Source organism: Mycobacterium sp. (assembly GCF_049280035.1).
Classification (GTDB): domain Bacteria; phylum Actinomycetota; class Actinomycetes; order Mycobacteriales; family Mycobacteriaceae; genus Mycobacterium.
Genome location: NZ_JBAPPI010000220.1, coordinates 1 through 4,127, shown reverse-complemented (window position 1 = coordinate 4,127; position 4,127 = coordinate 1). Strand labels below are relative to the sequence as shown.

General features: G+C 63.7%; 2 protein-coding genes and 2 pseudogenes. 1 reads left to right on the top strand and 3 read right to left on the bottom strand.

The annotated features are described in order from the left end of the window. From WAN71_RS07275 to glf, 3 genes and pseudogenes are all read right to left on the bottom strand, one after another. A pseudogene (locus WAN71_RS07275) lies at nt 1–177 on the bottom strand (phosphatase PAP2 family protein); the annotation flags it as partial. Continuing rightward, nucleotides 158–2,119, bottom strand: a complete 1,962-nt coding sequence (locus WAN71_RS07270; RefSeq protein WP_422224688.1) for a glycosyltransferase — start codon at nt 2,117–2,119, stop codon at nt 158–160. The gene WAN71_RS07270 and the pseudogene WAN71_RS07275, both read right to left, overlap by 20 nt. Beyond that, a complete protein-coding gene (gene glf / locus WAN71_RS07265; protein WP_422224687.1) occupies nt 2,116–3,321 on the bottom strand; it encodes a UDP-galactopyranose mutase in 1,206 nt (401 codons plus the stop codon). Before glf ends, WAN71_RS07270 begins: the two co-directional genes overlap by 4 nt. A gap of 585 nt (nt 3,322–3,906) precedes the next feature. Here glf and WAN71_RS07260 point away from each other — a divergent pair. After that, nucleotides 3,907–4,127, top strand: a pseudogene (locus WAN71_RS07260) (hypothetical protein); the annotation flags it as partial.

The window sequence follows — 4,127 nt, the reverse complement described above, 5'->3', positions numbered from 1 at the left end:
CTGCAGGATCGCGCCGATCGCCGATACCACCAACCAGCCGATGCTGTGCTCGCCGAAGTACGACAGTGCCCGCGCCACAGCCAGCGCGCCGGCGCGTTCGCCCAACGCCGATTGAACTGCTACCACGGCAGCCACTTCGCCGCGTGGCGGCGCCGAATCAGCTGCGATGTCGGCCATTGCCGGACATGTTGTCTCGAGCCGGCAGTAGCACCGTCTCCCACTTCTCCTTGCTGGACAGCACCGGCAGCGCCGCGCGGTAGACGCGGCGCATCTCGTCGAAACGGCTCAGAAGTTGCCGCTGACGCCGCAGCGACTGCCACAGCAACGCAAACATCTTGGCTCGGTCGCGCTGCCGGTAGACGGCGCCGCGGCCGTCAGCCGTTGTGACGGTGGCACCGTCGAGCGTGCACAGCCGAAACCACCGCGCGTCTTGAGTCGGCACGTTCAGCTGCGGGCGCCGATGATGAGCCGGGTCTGCCTGCCTGAGCTGGTGCAGCGTGCCACGCATCAGCCGGTACCCGACGGCCAGCGGGTGCACCGGCGGCTTCATCTCGTGATTGCGCTCCGACGGCTTAGGCAACTCGTTCGATGACGGCAACACCACCGCATCCGGGTAGGTCTTGCGCATCCGGTGCACCTCGGGCAGCGCGCTTTCCAGTATCGAGAAGATGTGCTCTGGACCGGCGAGGAAATCGTCGATCGCTTTGTTCTGAATCGCTACTGTCGAATACTCAAGGCAGGAAAGGTGTTTGAGTGTCGCCTTGAGGTGGCTGCGGACCAGTCCGGACACGTCGCCGTCCCAGTGCATGGCCGCGACTACCAGCCGGTTGCGCAGGTGGAAATAGGCCTGCCAGTCGATCGCGTCGTCCTTGTCGCTCCACGCCATGTGCCAGATCGCAGCGCCGGGCAACGTGGCGGTGGGGTAACCATGCTCGGCGGCGCGCAGCCCATAATCGGCGTCATCCCATTTGATGAACAGCGGCAACGGCTGACCCAGCTCCTCGGCGACCTGCCGCGGGATCATGCACGTCCACCAGCCGTTGTAGTCGACGTCGATGCGCCGGTGCAGCAGTTGGCTGCGAGCGTTGTTGTCGCTCAACGGGTATTCGGCGAAGTCGTGGTCGTATTCGGTAAACGGCGCCGCGGTCCACATGAAGTTCGCCCGGTCGACCATCTCGCCCATGATGTGCAGGTGCGACGGCTCCTGCAGGTTGAGCATCTGACCGCCGACCAGCATTGGCGCCTTGGCGAAGCGGTGCATCGCAAGGATGCGGAGAACCGTGTCCGACTGCAGTTGAATATCGTCATCCATGAACAGGATCTGCTGACAGTCAGTGTTTTTCAGCGCCTCATACATCACCCGGCTGTATCCACCGGAGCCGCCGAGGTTGGGCTGGTCGTGAATGGAAAGCCGATCGCCCAGTGGCGCGGCGGCAGCAGCGAAATCAGGGTGGTCGCGCACTTTCGACGTACCCTGGTCGGGCACAATCACCGCACCGATCACCTTGTCCACCAACGGATCTGCGGTGAGCTCGCGCAGCGCGTTGACGCAGTCATTCGGCCGGTTGAAGGTCGGGATCCCGATTGCGACGTTCGCGACACCAGGCGCGGGCTTGTCGGAATACCACCCGGCACTGCACAGCGTCACTTCAGTGTTGGTGGTGATGTCGAACCAGATCCAACCGCCGTCTTCGAATGGCTCAAGCCCAACCTGGAATTCGAGGGTCTCCGGCTCGCTGCCAGTTCCGGCGAAGTTGCGTCCTTCGACAAAGATCCGGGCGCCGGTGGCTTTGCTGCGGTAGACGTCGATGCGCCCTTTGCCGGTCAATTCGGCTTGCAGCACCACCGATGTGCACGTCGTCCACCGCCGCCAATAGCTGGCCGGAAACGCGTTGAAGTAGGTGGCGAACGACACCTCGGATTCGGCGGCGATCTGCAGCGATGTGCGGTTGCTCGCATGCGCGCGCCGGGAATTGGTCGTCGACTCCTCCAGGTAAAGCTTGCGCACGTCGAGCGGCTCACCCGGACGCGGCAGGATGACGCGGGCCAGCAAGCTCACGGCCTTACCGGATTGCTGGGTCGCGGCACGGCTTGCATGGTCGCCGGTGGTCTTGCTCATCCGCGAATGCTTCCTTTGTTGTTGTCGTCCAACGGAGCACCATCGCGCAGGTGCGGCGCCAGGATGTTGTCGTACATGTTCAGCGCGCTGGCGATGGCCATGTGCATGTCGAGATATTGGTAGGTGCCGAGGCGCCCGCCGAAAAGCACCTTCGACGAAGCGGTTTCATCTTTGGCCCTGGCCCGGTAGGCGGCCAGCACGGTGCGGTCGGCCTCAGTGTTGATCGGGTAATAGGGCTCGTCGTCATGGTCGGCGAATCGGGAGTACTCCCGCATGATCACCGTCTTGTCGGTCGGGTAGTCCCGCTCAGGGTGGAAATGGCGGAACTCGTGGATGCGAGTGTAGGGCACGTCGAGGTCGTTATAGTTCATCACCGGTGTGCCCTGGAAATCTCCGATCGGCAGTACCTCGACCTCGAAATCCAATGTGCGCCAGCCTAAGTGACCGTCCGCGTAGTTGAAGTAGCGGTCAAGTGGGCCGGTATAGATAACCGGAGCGTCCGGACTGGCGGCGCGTAGTTCGTCGCGCACGTCAAACCAGTCCGTCTCCAGCCTCACCTCGATGCGATCGTCGGCGGCCATGCTCTGTAGCCACGCCGTGTAACCGTTGACCGGCAGACCCTCGTACGTGTCGTTGAAGTAGCGGTTGTCGAAGGTGTAGCGCACCGGCAGCCGGGTGATGTTGGCCGCGGGCAGCTCCTTGGGGTCGGTCTGCCACTGCTTGGCGGTGTAGCCCTTGACGAACGCCTCGTACAGCGGACGGCCGATCAGCGAGATGGCCTTCTCTTCGAGGTTCTGGGCATCGTCCGACTTGATTTCGGCGGCCTGCTCGGCGATCAGCTGGCGCGCCTGGTCGGGGGTGAAGTAGCGGCCGAAGAACTGGGAGACCAGCCCGAGTCCCATCGGGAATTGATAGGCCTGCCCGTCATGCAGCGCGAAGACCCGATGCTGGTAGCCGGTGAACTCGGTGAACTGCCGCACGTAATCCCACACCCGCTTGTTGGAGGTGTGGAAGAGATGCGCGCCGTACTTGTGCACCTCGATGCCGGTCTGCGGCTCAGCCTCGGAGTAGGCGTTTCCGCCGATATGCGGACGCTTTTCGACGACAAGCACGCGCTTGTCGAGCTGGCTGGCCACGCGCTCGGCAATCGTCAGGCCAAAGAATCCGGAGCCGACAACGAAGAGGTCGAAACGAGTGGTCATCGGTTGCCTAGGGTATCCGACTGCGCGACCGTAGCCCGCTTGGCGGCGGCGTTCGCCCGGGGTGTTCTGCGTTCGGGGTACGAATACCAGCTCTGCGCCTCACGATTGAGCGCATTTCAGTGACGAAGGTCGCGATTGGCTCACAATTCGATCTCGTCACTCTAGTCACACCATTCACGTCAGTACCATCGATCATGTGTCTGAGTATCACCCCTCAAGGCACCTTGCACGTGCAGAGCGCGCAGGAAGCTACAGACCACATAGTCCAGATATTGAGGAGACTTCCGTGCCGAACCGACGTCGACGCAGGCTCTCGACAGCCACCAGCGCAGTCGCCGCTCTGGTGGTCGCGAGTCCATTCGCTTATGTAGCCGTCAGCGGTCTGCTGACCGACACCAAGCCCCCCGTTGAGCACCACGAGTTCGTCAAGGCCGCGGGGATGACCGACCTGCCCGGCGAGCTGATGTCTGCGCTGTCGCAAGGACTGTCGCAGTTCGGGGTTAACCTCCCGCCAGTGCCCAGCCTGACCGGTGCCACCAGCCCCGGGCTGACCTCACCCGGGCTGACCTCACCCGGTCTGACCTCACCCGGTCTGACCTCGCCCGACCTGATGTCGCCCGGTCTGACCTCACCGGGCCTGACCACTCCCGGCCTGACCACTCCCGGCCTGACCACTCCCGGCCTGACCACCCCGGGCCTGGCCACCCCGGGTTTGACGCCGCGCACGCCGCCGAGCCCCACACCGGGTACGACTCCCGGCCTGACCACCCCGGGTTTGACGCCGGGCACGACGCCGGGCCTCACAC